This window comes from Thalassoroseus sp. (genome assembly GCF_984380535.1).
The window spans coordinates 148,454-163,036 of the sequence record NZ_CFHRBF010000011.1 but is presented as its reverse complement, the minus strand read 5'-3'; the positions used below and the strand labels follow the sequence as shown (position 1 = coordinate 163,036).

At 55.7% G+C, this 14,583-nt stretch carries 10 protein-coding genes; 2 read left to right on the top strand and 8 right to left on the bottom strand.

The annotated features are described in order from the left end of the window. Positions 1-135: 135 nt before the first annotated feature. Complete coding sequence (locus AC5DDB_RS16565) at positions 136-372, bottom strand: hypothetical protein (protein WP_491740854.1); 237 nt, start codon at positions 370-372, stop codon at positions 136-138. A 342-nt stretch (positions 373-714) separates the two neighbouring features. Between AC5DDB_RS16565 and AC5DDB_RS16560 the strand changes: the two genes are divergently transcribed. Further along, positions 715-1,356 carry an antibiotic biosynthesis monooxygenase gene (locus AC5DDB_RS16560; RefSeq protein WP_491740853.1) on the top strand — a complete coding sequence of 214 codons (642 nt, stop codon included), beginning with the start codon at positions 715-717 and terminating at the stop codon, positions 1,354-1,356. Here AC5DDB_RS16560 and AC5DDB_RS16555 read toward each other — a convergent pair. From AC5DDB_RS16555 to AC5DDB_RS16540, 4 genes are all read right to left on the bottom strand, one after another. Then, entirely contained in the window at positions 1,353-4,016 is a 2,664-nt protein-coding gene (locus tag AC5DDB_RS16555) for a hypothetical protein (protein WP_491740852.1), read from the bottom strand. The two genes, AC5DDB_RS16560 and AC5DDB_RS16555, sit on opposite strands and share 4 nt — an antisense overlap. Before the next feature lie 94 nt (positions 4,017-4,110). Beyond that, positions 4,111-5,649, bottom strand: a complete 1,539-nt coding sequence (locus tag AC5DDB_RS16550; protein ID WP_491740851.1) for a N,N-dimethylformamidase beta subunit family domain-containing protein — start codon at positions 5,647-5,649, stop codon at positions 4,111-4,113. After that, complete coding sequence (locus tag AC5DDB_RS16545) at positions 5,642-10,159, bottom strand: PVC-type heme-binding CxxCH protein (protein WP_491740850.1); 4,518 nt, start codon at positions 10,157-10,159, stop codon at positions 5,642-5,644. The genes AC5DDB_RS16550 and AC5DDB_RS16545 overlap by 8 nt, the downstream gene beginning before the upstream one ends. A gap of 208 nt (positions 10,160-10,367) precedes the next feature. Next, positions 10,368-11,519: a XylR family transcriptional regulator gene (locus AC5DDB_RS16540; RefSeq protein WP_491740849.1), complete on the bottom strand. Its 1,152-nt coding sequence runs from the start codon at positions 11,517-11,519 to the stop codon at positions 10,368-10,370. Between the two features lie 376 nt (positions 11,520-11,895). Here AC5DDB_RS16540 and fbaA point away from each other — a divergent pair, with 376 nt between their 5' ends. Further along, positions 11,896-12,927, top strand: coding sequence for a class II fructose-bisphosphate aldolase (gene fbaA, locus AC5DDB_RS16535; RefSeq protein ID WP_491740848.1), 1,032 nt, complete (start codon positions 11,896-11,898; stop codon positions 12,925-12,927). Positions 12,928-12,989: 62 nt separating this feature from the next. Here the strand turns inward: fbaA and AC5DDB_RS16530 are convergent, their stop codons facing one another. Genes AC5DDB_RS16530 through AC5DDB_RS16520 form a run of 3 tightly spaced genes read right to left on the bottom strand, consistent with a single transcriptional unit; the run spans position 12,990 to position 14,582 of the window. Continuing rightward, the gene (locus AC5DDB_RS16530) at positions 12,990-13,478 is read right to left on the bottom strand and encodes a hypothetical protein (protein ID WP_491740847.1); all 489 of its coding nucleotides are present in this window, start codon (positions 13,476-13,478) and stop codon (positions 12,990-12,992) included. Positions 13,479-13,498: 20 nt separating this feature from the next. Further along, a complete protein-coding gene (locus tag AC5DDB_RS16525) occupies positions 13,499-13,969 on the bottom strand; it encodes a bis(5'-nucleosyl)-tetraphosphatase (protein WP_491740846.1) in 471 nt (156 codons plus the stop codon). Next, positions 13,962-14,582 carry a Uma2 family endonuclease gene (locus tag AC5DDB_RS16520; protein WP_491740845.1) on the bottom strand — a complete coding sequence of 207 codons (621 nt, stop codon included), beginning with the start codon at positions 14,580-14,582 and terminating at the stop codon, positions 13,962-13,964. The genes AC5DDB_RS16525 and AC5DDB_RS16520 overlap by 8 nt, the downstream gene beginning before the upstream one ends. Position 14,583: the final 1 nt, after the last annotated feature.

Below are 14,583 nucleotides of genomic sequence, written 5' to 3'. Positions count from 1 at the left end.
CAAGCAGCGATAACTTTATCGCGCTAGACGATTTACGTCGGCGGTAACCACCGCGCATAAAGATGCCGCGAGGGGTTAGAAGGACCTCGCGGCTTCGGGAAAATCAAATTCCGATCTGCCCGAATCGATGCCAAATTAGCCGGCCATCGCCGTTTCGGACGATTTGGCACAATCGGGGCAAACTTTCATTTCGCGGACAATTTCGCTGCCCTCACCACCTTTGTCGACAGTTTTATCTCGGAACTGACGACCAGGACGCCTTGAGAGCGGTTCTCTTCGTTCGGGGTACTCGACTGGACGTCGCTGCACGACAACGTGCTGGGCCGGGGTTCCGGGTTCGACGACGTGATCACACTTTTCACAACGAAACATAGAAACTCCTGTGGGTTACGCTCGGAGCCGACCCGAGCAAAAGATACGATTCCCCATGGAATCGCCTAAGTCGGCAAAAACAAAAACGCCGGGGGGCCGGCGTTGAATTGTTGGTTTGGTATTGATCGCATTCTACCAAATGAGGCGGAAACCGTCAAATTTTTGTTCTGCGGTCTCCACACACGGAGTCGCTGTTATCGACTGAGACCGCGTGAAATCTCCAGGGTTTCTGAGTTTCCCGAGAATGCAGATTTGTCCGAACAAAATCGCTGATTGAATCCAGCCGGGAACGCGACTTACAATTCGCCATTCGCTGTTTCTCCCCCGATTGGATCGCCGCCGATGCCCGAATTCGATGTTTCCCATTCGACTGAAACGGTTCATTGGGCCATCGCGTTAGTCGCGAAGGAAGGCAAGGAAGCGGAACTCGAAGCGGCTTTGGTGCGATTAGTACAGCGTTCGTTGGCATCACCGGGAGTCATGTGTGTACATCTCATGAAACCAGCACCGGGCAGCAACTCCCGCGAGTTCCGGGTGCATCGGGCATTCCAAAGTCTGCAACATAGTCACGATTTCTACGAATCCGAATTGTTTCGTCAGTACCAAGACGAAACCGCAGATTTGATCGATGGAAGTGCCGTGATTCGTCGGCTCCACGGTTTTGAAGCGTTCTTCCGTGACGGAAACTTTGTTCCGCCGAAGTGGAAGATGGCCCTCGTGACTTGGCTCGGCGTGTTCCCATCCATTGTGGTGGTTTCGAGCACGCTGGGACCAGTCTTGACCCGGCTTCCCTCGCTGGTTGCCATGTTGATCACGACTGTGGTAATGGTGATCACACTCGCGTGGGTCGTGATGCCGCTGCTCACAAGACTCTTTCGTCCTTGGCTGAATCGTCGCGCGGAAGAAGTCTATCTCAACGCACCACTGCCGGCATCACCCTCCAGCGAGAACCCGTACGAAGTTAAAGTCGTCGCACAGTCTTAACGCTTCACTTCGTAGTAGTAACTGCGATGACGACCGTCGATTTGAAATTTCCCGCTCTGGTCCGTCGATACCGTTTTTCCGGTGGGCACGCCGTAGACATCGAGCACGTTGATTTGCTTCGGTTTTGCACCAGCGATTTGAATCTCTGCCTGCACGGGTTCCATGAGTAGCGGCGGACCGCCGATCGTCTTCAACTGCGTGCCATCGGCGGAGTATTCCGTGCCGGTTTGTTTGTCGCGGGCCATCGCGGTGATCAGGATGTGCTTTGATTCAGCCAGCGGTTGGTCATCGAGCGGCGTGAACAGCAACGACACGAACGGTGTGTTGACACTCGCGGTCACGCCGGGAAGTTTCACGGCTTTCGTGCCGACGCGGCCGATGAGTCCCTGCGTCTTCTCAGTTTGAATGGTGACCAATTCACGACCGTAATTCCACACCAACTCACCGGTGGCCGACCGCACGGTTTTTTCGTTCGGGTTCCAATACTGAGAAAGAGCAGTCTTCTGCCTCGCCGACTCTTCATTGGCAAAGTCGATCGTCACTCTGCCGATCGCCAGTGTTGCCGGTGAGGTGCCCGCGTTTTCGTCGACATCTTTGACATCATGCCCGCTGGAGAGATCTTGGTGGAGCGGATCGGTGCCAGTGAACAAGTTCGACTCGGAAAGTATTCGCCGGGCAATGACAGGGCCTTCTTCGATGTGTCCATGTTTCAACGCGAAGAACAACGCCGGGAATTGGCCGATGTAATGCGGAGTGTCGGTGACGTAACTGCTCAGGTTCGGCCAACCGTCGCCGGGATACTCCCGACTGCTCGTGAAATGATACGACGCATCCCAACCCTGTAGACCCATGCCATAGAAGGCAATCAGCGGGGCTGCTTCGAGTTTGTACTGGTTCGGGGGAAGTTGCGTCCATTCGGTGCAGGAGAACGGGCGATCTCCCACTTGGTACAAGCTAATCGCGAGCAACCCGCTGCCGGGTCGACTCAGGTGCGACGCGTTGTTGACTTTGCCCTCCGCGATGCCATGTCCACCGCTGCCGCCACCGAAGTAGTTATGCCGATCGATCATGTCGGCAGCGAGATCGGTCCACAAGTTCGCGGGGTCCGCAGACGGCCCACCGGCTTTCCACGCCGTTGTCACGGTGACGGCTTGGTAGCCCAAATCGCGAAGTTGTCGTTCGCGGTGTTCGTAAAAATTTCTCTGCAGTCGTGCGAGGAACTCGATGAAGTCCCCGGTGCGTTTCGTTTGGCCTTTGAATTCGTAAGTCGGACCGTCGCCTCCGAAGTGATACGCCCCCATCAATTCCAGTTCGCCCTGCGACCAAGCATCACCTCGCCGCAGTTGTCCCCACGCTTGTTTCGTGGCCGCTTCGCTACCGTACTTCTGTTTCACCCAGGCGAACCATTTCTGTCGCAACCGTTGAGAATGCAACGGGAATTTGTTCGGGTCGCGTAAATCGCCCAGTGGGAAATGCCAGAAAATCGAGTCTTCGTTGTGCGTTTCGAGGACCGCAAGCGCGGGATCGTCAATGTACCGCAGACCCGTGTAAGGATTCTTGTGCAGCAACAACGCCTTCACGTAATCCCACTGCAACTCTTGCAGTTTCGGTTCGATGTTGACCAGACCGTAAGTGCGTTTGCGTCCGCGACCCTCGTCCGGCAACTCGGCGTACAATTTCGGGTCGTAGCCGTCGTTTGGGCCAATCGTGAGCGGGTAGAACACCGACCACGTCATATACAGCCCATGCTTCTTTAGTTCCGCGAAGTACCAGTCGAATTCGTCGATTTTTCTGGCATCGAACTTCCCGTTCACAAGCGGACCGACTTCGCCGAACACTGGGTGTTGCCGGACCATATTCACGCCGTGCTTCCGCAGATATTTGATCCGCGACGTTTGCTGATCCCGCGTAAATTTGCCGAACGACACGTTCGCCCCACACCCCCAAAACTTGACGGGTGCACCCGCGTTCTCGAACTTCAGCGTGCTGCCCTCACGTTTCAAAAACCCATGTTTCCCGGCAGGGGCTTCGATGTACTTCGACATATCAATGACGGAATCGGGCGAGAAGCGATCGGTATCGAAAACGACGGGGAACCATTCATCGGGTTTGCCGGCGACGTCTTCATTCGGTTTGCGGATGCCACTGGGAACGAAACCGGTGTTGTCGAACAGAATCGCATCGGTCCCACCATGATTGGACACCTTGCTTTGAAAGCGAATCGTGAGCGTGTTCTCGCCACGCCGCAGTTGCACCAATCCCACTTTCACCCACGCGAGGGCTCGGTGATCGGGATTCGGCGACACTTGATATTGGCCGCGTTTGTCACGAAAGTTCATCGTCTCAAAGTCGCCGCCATTGAGCTGAAACGCGACTTCCGACAACAGCACATTGCCCCGCCACCAAAACGTGAACTCACCAGATTCCGCTGCGTTGAAACGATAAGTCGCCATGCCGGGCCGACGGTTATCGTAATGCGACAACCACTCGCCGCCGGACATACCGTCTTTGCGAACGTTGTCGTACCAGCCGTGTTTCGTCACCGTTTTTTGAACGGGATTTTCGCCTTCGATCCAAATGGACTCGGCGTCGGCAAGCGTGGGAATTCCCACTAGGAACACGACACTCAGAATCAGTCGTTCAAAAATGATTCGGTCCATTGTCGGGTCTTTCGTCAGCGCGGATGAAAGCAACAGGGAACATGATCGCACTGAGCATAAACGCATCGACACTAGGAATCGAGTCCGGTGATGATTAGCCGGGCGATGAACTCGCGGCCCGATTCAGCAGGTTCTGAGTCATTTGCTGCACCCGTGGATCGGGACCGTGCGGACGTGAGCCATGCGACCAAGGCAAGATGTGTCCCGGTGGTGAACTCAATCCCTGCGACCAGAAGATGCTGGACGCATTGAACACGAAGTTGTTCTTCGGACCGGGAAAAATCGTTGCGGCATAAGCCCCTTCACGCACGCCACCCGACCAGACACGCCCTTCGGCCAAGACTTCTAAACCGACTCGATCGGGATCTGGTTCGCCGTGATGTTCCCAACCGACTAAACCGGGGATCGAATCGCCGTTCTTCATTCCCGTGTCTTGGAAAACCCAATGTTCGGGATTGGTGCAGGTCCAATCTCCGCCGCCGTTGAATGGGACGACACTCCGAGCCCCGATGATTTTTCGCTCGTCGGGGGCTGTACTCTTTAGACCAGCGAACAGGGATGAATAGGATTCGATTTCATCTTGTCGCAACGGCCCGTAGCATCCGGCTCGCGAAATTCGACGGTTGGCTTGTCCTTTCGCATTGGCGGCAAACGGCGAATCGATGAACACCGAATTCCCACACAGCCACAAGAAATTCACGCCCCTGTTGATTGCGGTCTCGGCCGCGTTGTATTGCCGCACGTCCCAGTATTCATCGTGCCCAACGCTGAGAAACGTGCCACAGCGGGTGAGAAACTTGGAGTCCATTGTGTCGCGATTGGAACCGTAGGTCACATCGTAACCGTGTTGTTCCAGCCAATAACACAAGGGGTATTCCCACAGCAGAAACTCGCCCGAACCGATCGACAGCGGATGGTCGAAGATCTGCACGTACTTGCCGTAAGGCCGATCGAAACTCACGGCCACACCGGGAGCATGGGCACCGTCAGGGTGCGTGTAGAGCGACTCATTCACCGGCCACCGATTGTAAGCCTGCCAGGTGTTGTCGCTACATTGAAAGAGCATCGCGGCCGGTCGGCGATCGCGAACAATGAAGATCACGTAGCTCTGCCAATACGGGTCTGAAGGGGATTCCGGTACGGTCGTCAACTTGCCGAGATATACCCCGCTCACCCAATCATCCGGGATTTTGAATTCGACACTCGGGGACCAATCACATTCGCGTAATCGCCCTGGTATCGGTCCGAGTTCAGGAACCGGTTGGGTGGTTCCGTTAAGTGGACCGAGTGTTGTCATGTGTCGCCCGCCAGCTCCGCCGTAAAATCCCATACGGTAGATGTCGATCGTAAATTGACGCACTGGGTCTGTGCTGACAGAGATCGAAAGTGTCTCTCCGGCTTCGATGGATTGATGCGAGCAATAGCCCTCGATCAATGTGGTCCGGTACGGACCGGCGTTGATGCGAACTCGCGTGAGTTGCCAATCCGTCGTGCCAGGTTGCTGGTTCTCTCGCTGAATGATGGAACTCGTCGCGGGAGACGCCTGTGCGGAACCCGCCGCCAACGCCAACGGTGCCGCTAAGCCACTTTTCAAAACTTCGCGGCGGCTGTACTGGTTCGTTTCGTCAGTCATCTTGGCCTCCCTCGCGAGACTGCAAACTTCGCAGATACGCGACGAGGTCGGCCAACTGCGTTTCGGAAAGGTTCTCCTCCAACCCCTTCGGCATGATCGACACATCACTGGGGGAGAGGATTTCAATGTCGTCCCGGGCAATCGTGATGGGATCGCCCGTTTGCTGTTGGATGACAACTTCCGCATCGGTTTCCCGCACGATCAGCCCGGCGAATACTCGTCCGTCGCTGGTGGCAATTCGGTACGGTTCGTAGTCGCGGACAATACTCGCCGAGGGAAACACGATCGATTCCAACAAATCGCGAGCGGATCGATTCGCCCCGATGGTCGTCAAATCAGGACCGATTTTCCCGCCGACTTCGCCGATGCGATGACATGTGGCACACTTAGATTTTTCGCTAGCGAACAACTCACGACCGCGTTCGGCGTCGCCGTCATCGAGTGCCGCAATCAGTGAATCCAACCGGGCGAGTTTCGCTTGCTCAGCTTGTCGCATTTGGTCGAGTAGCCGGTTCGCTTCCGGCAGCAAATCTTGCGGATAACTTTTGATGATGTCCGAGAATTGCACGGACGACAGTTTCGTTCCCTGTCGGGCTCCACCGACGCCCTGGAGAAACCGTGCCCGCACTTCGGCATCGCTCGTTCGGGCAAACGGGCGGATCAATTCACTCAACACGTCCGCCGACACATCTGTCAACACAGTCGTTAATTCCAACAACTGCGACTTACTCAACGAAGTCGAACCGATTTTCTGTGCGATGGCAGTCGCCTGTTTCGGACTGCTTGCGATGGTTTGAATCAACAAACGAAACGATTCATCCGTCAGTCGTCCCGGTTTCCCCGAACGCGCTTCCTTCGCGGCAACACGGAGCAAAATCGGCTGCGATGTATCTGTCGCGATTCTTTCCAGCAAACCGGCAAACCGATCCGTCTTCAATGCAGCGACCACTGCAATCGCGTCGTGGACCGTTTGTTCGTCACGGCTCAACAACAGCAATTCCAGCGGACCAACCCACCTTTCGGCGACGGGTAATCCGGGTCTGCTCGCCAACACAGAAAGGGCTAACGACCGCATCTCTTTGGGAAGATCCTCCCGGACCAGTAATGTTCCGATCAGGTCGGCAACAGCTGGATCAGTCAGCGACCGTGAGAGCAAACGACGAATAAGTTCCTGGTTGGCGTTGAACTTTTCATAGTCGACGAGCAAGCGACTCGCGACAATGGCGGTGTGTCGCTTCCAATCGGTATGGCGTTCGTAAATGCGAGCAGCAGCTTGAGCGACGACTGGACTTTCGGACTTGATTTGGGCGAACACGTCCGCTTCGGTGAGTCCGCCGGAGTGCATTTGATCGAGCGCAATCAACGCCGCTTTGCGGATATTGGGGTCGTCACTGACGAGAGCGTTCTGCACAGACGCGGCATCGTCGATCTCGATGAGTGCGAACGTCAACGCATGTTCCAACGCGCGATCGACGGGAGTCTTGAGGGATTCCAACAACGCCGAGACCGCTTGCGGATCACCCAACCGACCGAGTGCCGTCGCTGCCACACGGCGAACTTGCGGTTCGTCTTTGACGACGATTTCACTGAGACGACCCAAAGCAGTTGGATCGGGATCGGCTACCAAACTACGACACGCTGCCGCTCGCAATCCGACATCGCGATCGTTGAGTGCAGTGCGAATGCCTTTGCGAATCGCGGGCGTTTTGGGGTGCATCCGCGTGAGTGCCCACAACGCACCAAACCGTGGGCGAATATCGCCTCTCTGAATTGTTGTGCTCAGCAACGGCACGACCTCGTCCGAGCGTTTCACACATTCATTGATCGCACGTTCCCACACGACCGGTCGGCGATCGCCGAGGAACTTCACAAGTTTGGCGGGTGTCAACGACTGCCAATCGATGGCGTTGCCGCGTGAGTCATCCCAGGATGTCATGCCTTGACGACGAATTCGATAGATGCCACCGAGCACATCGGGTTTGGCGAACTGCGACGTCGGGCAACCGCGATAGAACCAACCGCCCGTATCGACCACAAGCAAACTTCCGTCGGCATCTTCGGCGATATCGGTGGGATGAAAGTCGCGGTTCTCGCTGGCAAGAAATTCACGCTGACGGACTTGGAACGTGGAACCTTCCGGCGAGACTTCCAACCGCACGACTTTGCCTTGATTGAAGAACGTGGCGAAGAAGTTGTCTTGCCAACGGTGATCGAGAATCCCCGACCGATACCGCAACGTTCCCGACACCGCCACGTGACCGAACTCGTGCACCGGGCCGAGCAAATCGCCGGTAGTTTGCAGTTCCTTCAGAACGCGTTCGCGGTGCGGGTATGCACCACCGTAGAGCCAATGCACAAGGGCATCGACCCGCGGACGGGTATAGAGAATGTTGACCGTTCCGAGCATTTCGCCGGTGGAGGTAAAATCGACTTCGACGGGGTTGTCCATCCCGCCGCCACAGTGAATTCGCACGTCGCTGCCATCCGGTCGGCAAGAGAACAGATACGAACCTTCCCGCTGGCTAGTGACTTCGCCGCTCTCGTTTTCGAAGGTGTGGCCGTGATAACCGTCGCACCAATACAACCGCCCGTCCGGTCCCGATACGCAGCCGTGAATGCTGGCCGCGTTGCCGGTGTAACCGAACTCGCTGACGAGTTTGTCTCGCTTGTCCGCGACACCGTCACCATCGGTGTCTTCGAGACGCCAAATGTTTGGTGGCGATGCGACATACAACGCACCATCATGCCAAGCACCACCCATCGGGAATGTCATGTTGTCCGCGAAGACGGTGCTTTTCTCGAAGCGGCCGTCTTGGTCGATGTCTTCGAGCATGCGAATCGAGTTTGGCAGTTGCTCTTCAAGTTCCTTCGCGGAGAGATTCACGCCGGCGTTCTCACAAACGAAGAGGCGGCCGCGATCGTCGAACGTCGCGAACGTCGGGTGTGCGACTAACGGCGGACCAGCGACAAGTTCAACCGTGAATCCGTCCGGCACGGTCATGTCGACCGGTTGAAAATCTTTCGGCAATGCAGGGGATGGGACGTCTTCAACTTGAGCGTGTTCCTCGTCGATGCCGACGTATACTCGCGTCTGTGATCCACCGCCGTTCCACATGTCGTACCGCGGTTCGGCGTACTTCGTAAAATATGCGTCGAGACGTTGCTTCAATTGTCGCTTAGTCGCCTCGTGTTCTGAAAACGTCACGAGGTTCGTGAATTCGTCGGGGTCGTTTTTGAGGTGATAAAGTTCATGCGGTCCGTTGGGATGGCGATGCACGTACTTCCAATCCCGCGTGCGGATGCACCGTAGTCGCTCGAATTCGTAGAAGACGGCTTCGTCTTTCACTTCGACCGCGTTCGCCTCTCGCAGCTCCTGTGAGAAATCCCGTCCGGGACGCGGTGGATCGTTTGGCAACCGATCACTCAGGCCGAGATATCCCAAGAGCGTTGGCAGGAAATCGTAATTCGTGATGAGCACATTCGACTTCGCGTCAGCGGTGATCCCACCAGGGTGACGCCAGATCATCGGGATTTTCATCATTTCATCGTCGGCGGTAACGGGGCGGGTGTGGTCGCCCATGCCGAAGTATCCGCCGTGCCCGCCGCTCCATCCTTGATCAGCCACGAAAATGACGATGGTGTTTTCGTCGATGCCTTTGTCTTTCAGTGTGTCCAACACGCGACCGACGCCGTCATCGACACCGCTGACTTCCGTTGCCACCCGGCGGATGGAAATCGGATTGTTGTGGTAATCGAGATTGTGATACTGCCAAGGGTGGGCCGGCTCACGCGGGAACGACGGCAACGGTTTGTCGGCGTAGTACGCTGCGTGCCGGTTCTGTCCCTCACGGAGCAATAACCGACTCAGCGCGTACGGACCGTTGTAAGACAGGAACAAAAAGAACGGTTTCTCGTCAGCGGCTTGTTGATCGATGAACTGGACTGCATGGTTCGTCCAGAAGTCGGTCAGGTACTGTGGTTCTTGGCGGAGTTTGCCGTCCTCGATGATGTTCGCATTGTAGAACGTACTCGTTCCGCCATGGGGCATGGTGATCCAGTACTCATCGAGCTTCTCCTGTGGCGACATGTTTCCGCCGAGATGCCATTTGCCGACGAGTCCGCACGCGTAACCGGCATCGTTCAGAATCTCCGGCAGCGAAGTGAATTCCTCCAGCGTGTTCCGCGCAGCGGGACCGGTCTGCAGTCGACCACCGACAAGAAAACAATGCACGCCGTGTTGCGAGGGCATCAACCCGGTGAGATACGTCGCCCGTGTCGGCGAGCACACCGGATTCGACGAATACGCCTGCGTGAACAACGTGCCTTCGCGAGCCATCCGGTCGATTCGTGGCGTGCGAATATCTTGATTGCCATAACAGCCGAGTGTCCACGCCCCGTGGTTATCGGTCATGATGAGCACCACATTCGGACGTGTCGCGATCTGGGCGTAACTGAACTCCGAAATTCCGCCCAACACAAGAACGCACGTTTGTAGGATCAATCGTCGCATGATTCGTTTCAGTTTCGCGTACGGTTTCGGAGTGCTTGGAGTGAAGCCGCCACACACCAAGGTTTTTTGATGCGTTCATTCTGCCAACTTGATCCCGGTGTGCAAACCGTGCATGCGGTTTACTTCCACGAAAGTCGGTTTCGGCTCGCAGAAGTTTGCAAACCAAGGCGTTTGAATGTTCACCGCAGTCCGGCAAGACGGAATCTGGTCAACGGGGACTTTGCCGACGAAACTCGCCTGGCGTGGTCTTTGTGATGCGTTTGAACACGACGTGAAAGTATTCCGTGTGCTCGAAGCCGCAGAGTTCGGCGATGCGTTCGGTGGTGAGATCGGTCGTCAGCAACAATTCACGGGCACGTTTGATCTGCACATGCCGAATTTCTTCTTGCGGCGTTCGCCCGAGATACTTGCGAATTTGCCGTTCGAGGGTGCTACGAGACACAGCGCTATTCCGCACCACATCCTCGACGCTAATCCCTCGGCTGGCGTTCTCCCGAATGAACTTGAGCGCTGAGGCAATGTCTCGATCCTGAATCGCGACAACATCTGTCGATTGCCGAGTCGCGATGTCGAGAGGATCGATGATTTCCGTTCGTGGCGGGATGTCGTCACCGCTCATCAACTCGGCCAGCATTTCGGCCGCCCGATAACCGACGGCTTCCGCATTCGGAATGACACTTGAGAGTGGCGGGGAACACACTCGGCACAATAGTTCATCGTTGTCGACCCCAATGACCGCGACTTGTTCCGGCACAGACAATCCCAGTTTCGAACAGGCTTCGATGACATGTTGCCCACGGATATCGTTGCACGTCATCACCGCGAACGGCAGTTCGATTCGTTGAAGCCAATCGACAATCCGATCTTGTTCCTCTTCCCACGACAACGCGGACGGTCCATGCCAGGGAGTGTTGTAACGGGCACATGGTTCGTCGGAGTGGTCCGCCACCGCATTCGCGAAAGCGTCCTCGCGGCGTTTCGACCAGGCTTCTCCACGAAAGCCACAGAACGCGAATCGCTGAAACCCGCGTTCGAGCAAGTGATTCGCCGCCATCCGCCCGATGGCCGCATCATTCGACCGCACCTGCGGCAACTTCGTTTCCCCATGCCGATCGGTCACTTCGACCAAAGGCACACCCGTCTTCGCGACGGAATCGAGAAGTTTTGGCGTTGTGACGCGGGAAATGATTCCATCGCCGCTCCAACGATTCAGCCACGAGGGCGGTTGCTTCCACAGGTCGCGTTGTTCGAGGAACACGGACCAGTCGTCACGCATCCGCATAAACCGCACGATGCCCGAAAGCAAATCCCTTCCGTAGACGCTGGAGGTTTCGATGATCAGCACGACACGACGTTTCATTCCTTGATTGTAACGTCCGATTCACGAATTGAGACCGATCCACTCATTCGGACTGGGCTGGTCAGAGATGAAACTAGGAATAACCTGGGTGGCACGCCATGACCAACGGGAAGGGCGTGGTTTCCACGTTCGCCACGCCCATCGCCACGCTCTGGGATGTGCCACCTATGACTCAAAGTGAAAAACTGATGGCCCCTACTGATTCGAGTTTTTCGATGCGATGGAGAATCGTTCGAGAACACAAAGGAGTCACTTGCGGAGGGATGCCGACTTCGTAACAATGCGGCTGAACAAGCTGGGAGGACGGTCCGCGCCCCGATTGTCTCCGAGACGGTCCGCTTTGCTTCTGAGATTTTTTGCCCAACAGGATTTTCCAATGCCGATTGCAACTCCCGCCCAATACGCCGCCATGTTGGATGCGGCACAACAAGGCAGCTATGCCTATCCCGCGATGAACGTGACTTCGTTGACCACCATGAACGGAGCACTTAAGGCCTTCGCAGAGAAAAAGTCTGACGGCATTATTCAAGTCTCCACCGGCGGCGGGCAATTTGCTTCTGGTCTCAGCAATAATGATGCAGTGCTCGGAGCGATCGTGCTCGCGGAAGCCTGTCATCGGTTGGCCGAACGATACGATGTGCTGATCGCTTTGCACACCGACCACTGTCAACCGGGCAAAGTGGACAGCTTCCTCAAACCGCTGATCCAAGAAACCGCACGACGTCGTGAAGCCGGGCAAGCCAACTTGTTCCAATCACACATGCTCGATGCGTCTGAATTGCCCTTGGACGAGAACATCGCCCTCTCGAAAGAGTTGCTGAAACTGTGTGCCGAGAACGAAATTATTCTCGAAGTCGAAGCCGGCGTCGTCGGTGGTGAGGAAGACGGCGTGGATCATTCCGATCAACCCGCCGACAAACTCTACACCACCCCCGAAGACATGCTGGCTGTTTACGAGGCTCTCGACGGGCTCGGTCGTTACATGTTCGCCGCCACCTTCGGCAACGTGCACGGCCACTACAAACCGGGTGCCGTTAAACTGCGTCCCGATATCTTGAAACAAGGCCAAGACGCTGTCATGGCCAAATACGGCAAAGAAGCCGAGTTCGATCTCGTCTTCCACGGCGGATCGGGGACTTCCGTCGAAGACCTGCAAGCGACACTGGAATACGGCGTCGTGAAGATGAACATCGACACCGACACCCAATACGCCTTCACTCGTCCCGTCGTCGACCACATCATGAAGAACTACGACGGCGTGCTGAAAATCGAAGGCGAAGTCGGCAACAAGAAAGTCTACGATCCTCGTAGCTACCTCAAGAAAGCCGAACAAGGCGTCGCCGACCGCATGGCCGCTGCCTGTGACGGCTTGCGTTCCAGCGGGAACACGATCTTCGGCAAAGTTTAATTCGACACTGACAATGTCAGATTCACGGAAAAGTGAGGGAGGAGCTTTCCTTCCTCACTTTTTTATTTGTTCGACCAAGCAAATTGACTGAGTTGCAACTCAGCGAACTTTTTCGAGTTGGCAATTTGCACTCGAGTATTCTCGGGAGAATAGTAAACCCAGCCGCGGTCAGGACCACCGAACGACCATTCCAAGCGAATCTCATCTGCTTCAATCCAAAGCTGACTACCATCGTCGACGAGTCGAGTTGCTCCGATCATATTCTGAAAACGTCGATATTTCTCGAAGACCTTACCCGTACCATTTTGCTCCTCAACGGTGTCCGTGGGGCAGAATCGGTAGCGGTACGTGATTCCGTTTTCAATCGCCTTGTCGAAGTCAATCGCTGCAACACCGGCCTTCGTTGAAACGATTAACACCAAATCGTGATAGACAACTGGCGCCGCAACACGTTCGTTGCGAGCATTCGTCTCGGTGTTCTGTCCGTAGATGAATGACTCGGACACTGCGATGAGTCCAAGAATGCCCCAGATAGCGATAGAAGTCTTCATCAAAGTCCTCTCCGACTGAATCACAGGTTTTCGCGGGTTGATGTCATAGAATCTTCGACGATATCGAAGTGTTCCTCAATCGCTGCTAGCACTGGGTTGATCGTCTTTTTTTGCAGATCATGCGGCGGGTTCCAGGGGAACCACTTGTAGTCATCGTGTTCGGTCACGATGATCGGGCGATCTTCGAGCAACCAACCGAGGAAAATCACTAGCGTCTTTTCGACCGGTCGGCCGTAGCGTTTATCGGGTGGGAAATAGATTTCCTCGAAACGAAACCGCTCTTCGATTTTCACTGCCGATCGGGGCACACCGGTTTCTTCTTCCATCTCCCGCAGGGCACACTCCAAATCCGTTTCACCCGGATCGACGTGGCCCTTCGGCAGATCCAACCGTTTCGGATGAATCATCAGCAGGAATTCCAACTCCGGCTGGCGTCGAAACAGAATCACCCCACACGACTTTACTTTCCGCCGCCGTTTCTTATCACTCATCAGTCGTGGCATCTCGCAGTTGATCGGCAATCGCAAACAAACGCCGGATGGGCAATTCAAACCTGGGAAGCAGATTCGTTGCGTAGTTTTCCGTCTCGACGATCCGGTGTTCGGTAAACCCCGTATCAGTTTTTCGAACGACGAGCATCTGTCGCACGAACCGGTCGATAATCCAGTACTCCTGAATACCAACACTGAGGTATTCTTGCCGTTTGGTTTCGCAATCGCGGATACGATCTCGTCGGTCGGCCGAGACGAATTCGACGACAATCGCCGGTTGATCTTCCCGCACATTCGGAAACCGATCCAACCCCGCCCAAATCACCCGATCCGCCCGCCGTCGATTCGCATCCCTGACAACGGTGTGTTCGGGAAGCGTGTAATAATACGGTGGCGAATCCTGCGAGTCGAAGTGGTTCAACAACCAACGGCCGAGATCTTCGTTTGGTCCGCGTTCGCCTTCGGAGGGTGGGGGAGTCACGATCAGCACTCCGTTGATCAGTTCGTAACGGTGGCCGGGTTCCCAATCGTCGCAGGCGTCGAAATCCTCCGGTGTGAGATGGGCACCGTTCCAATGCGGGCGAATCGTAAGTGTCGAAATCGTTGTACTCATG

Excerpts from the sequence above, each read along its gene's own strand:
- AC5DDB_RS16565 (WP_491740854.1), bottom strand. The coding sequence starts at position 372 with ATGTTTCGTTGTGAAAAGTGTGATCACGTCGTCGAACCCGGAACCCCG.
- AC5DDB_RS16560 (WP_491740853.1), top strand. The coding sequence starts at position 715 with ATGCCCGAATTCGATGTTTCCCATTCGACTGAAACGGTTCATTGGGCC.
- AC5DDB_RS16555 (WP_491740852.1), bottom strand. The coding sequence starts at position 4,016 with ATGGACCGAATCATTTTTGAACGACTGATTCTGAGTGTCGTGTTCCTA.
- AC5DDB_RS16550 (WP_491740851.1), bottom strand. The coding sequence starts at position 5,649 with ATGACTGACGAAACGAACCAGTACAGCCGCCGCGAAGTTTTGAAAAGT.
- AC5DDB_RS16545 (WP_491740850.1), bottom strand. The coding sequence starts at position 10,159 with ATGCGACGATTGATCCTACAAACGTGCGTTCTTGTGTTGGGCGGAATT.
- AC5DDB_RS16540 (WP_491740849.1), bottom strand. The coding sequence starts at position 11,519 with ATGAAACGTCGTGTCGTGCTGATCATCGAAACCTCCAGCGTCTACGGA.
- fbaA (WP_491740848.1), top strand. The coding sequence starts at position 11,896 with ATGCCGATTGCAACTCCCGCCCAATACGCCGCCATGTTGGATGCGGCA.
- AC5DDB_RS16530 (WP_491740847.1), bottom strand. The coding sequence starts at position 13,478 with ATGAAGACTTCTATCGCTATCTGGGGCATTCTTGGACTCATCGCAGTG.
- AC5DDB_RS16525 (WP_491740846.1), bottom strand. The coding sequence starts at position 13,969 with ATGAGTGATAAGAAACGGCGGCGGAAAGTAAAGTCGTGTGGGGTGATT.
- AC5DDB_RS16520 (WP_491740845.1), bottom strand. The coding sequence starts at position 14,582 with ATGAGTACAACGATTTCGACACTTACGATTCGCCCGCATTGGAACGGT.